The organism is Oleiphilus sp. HI0043, assembly GCF_001634935.1.
This window is the reverse complement of the sequence record NZ_LWEY01001550.1, coordinates 1-884: the sequence shown is the minus strand read 5'-3', so window position 1 is coordinate 884 and position 884 is coordinate 1. Positions and strand designations below refer to the sequence as shown.

At 40.7% G+C, this 884-nt stretch carries 1 protein-coding gene and 1 pseudogene; both read left to right on the top strand.

Annotated features, from left to right (window positions below; translation table 11 throughout):
- Positions 1 to 327 (top strand): annotated as a pseudogene (locus A3729_RS33370) (hypothetical protein); the annotation flags it as partial.
- A gap of 85 nt (positions 328 to 412) precedes the next feature.
- The gene (locus tag A3729_RS23180) at positions 413 to 850 is read left to right on the top strand and encodes a hypothetical protein (protein ID WP_068553596.1); all 438 of its coding nucleotides are present in this window, start codon (positions 413 to 415) and stop codon (positions 848 to 850) included.
- The last annotated feature ends 34 nt before the right edge of the window (positions 851 to 884 follow it).

The following is an 884-nucleotide window of genomic DNA, read 5'->3' as shown; positions in this document are numbered from 1 at the left end:
CGCCCAAATAAGATGCAAATTAAGGACATCGACTTTTTACTCATTGTCGGTGAGTTATTTACCTTGGTCGCTTACGGCCAGTTGATTTTAGAAAGCTGGGATCTGAATGAAATTGACGATGACCTAATTGATCAAATATTTGATTTTATGGTCAGAGACTTCTCAAAATATGCACTTCAACTTTACTCTAAAACTAGCAACACAAAGGTTCAGCAAGTTTTCTGTCAGCTGATGCTAAGCAAGCCAAAGGCTTATTCGAGGCGCTTTGAAAAAGTTCTGAACGACTTTGCCTATGCGAAGAAAGACAGCTATAAAATGAATTCTTAACTATTTTTGCTATACTAGCTTGGTCCGGTTTTTAATAATTCGGGCCAGCTAGTATTTTGACTCCGATATTTCTAAGGTAGAAATTATGCAGGAAAAAGCGAAAGAGATTCTTATCATCGGTACTTACGGTATCGATATATTTCACGGCATGGTCGACGAAATGGAACAACGGGGCTATTTGGTTTTTACCACGACCTCAGCCCAAATAGCCCAAGAATATCTTCAAAATAGGAAGTTCGATGCAATTATTATCAATCTTGAGCCTGACGGAAAAGGAAGCGTTGCCGAAAGCGGACTGCTAAATAAGTTTATTGAATCGCCCTTGCAAGCCAATGCGATTTGTCTGGGCGTGAGTGCTCACTACCCTCACTCCCTGCCAAGCGATAAGAATGAAAAACACCTACAAATTCTGGCGGGCTGGCTCACCCTACCAGTTAAAGCAAACGTGCTCGCTGACCACATTGTCGAGCTGATAGACTCTCCCCATAAATTTACGATTAAGGAAAAACTAACTTCCTTGTAGGCTTAATATTGTTTAGCGCGTATTTGATGCACTT